Raw genomic sequence first — 246 nt, forward strand, 5'->3', positions numbered from 1 at the left:
GGTTCGAACGATAGCCGAGCCGCTCGATCGATTCCTTGAGGCGCGCCTCGACGGCCGGCGAAAAGCGCTGCGTGCCGTTCACGTACTTGGATACCGTCGCGACCGACACGCCGGCTTCCGCCGCCACGTCGCGGATCGTCGGGGAAACTTTTTTCATGAAGAGGGTAACGTTTTCGTTCCGTTGCCCCGGATTGTGGCAGAAAAAGCCGGCATCCGGCCACCGGCCCATATCGGGAAAGTTCGGAT

General features: G+C 61.4%; 1 protein-coding gene. It reads right to left on the bottom strand.

Annotation, left to right across the window (positions count from 1 at the left end; translation table 11 throughout):
• Positions 1 to 246, bottom strand: a 246-nt coding sequence (locus tag SB816_RS34105; protein ID WP_410548514.1) for a LacI family DNA-binding transcriptional regulator, incomplete at both ends; no start/stop codon positions are given.

The organism is Achromobacter sp. SIMBA_011, assembly GCF_046535435.1.
GTDB classification, from domain to species: Bacteria; Pseudomonadota; Gammaproteobacteria; order Burkholderiales; family Burkholderiaceae_B; genus Achromobacter; species Achromobacter dolens.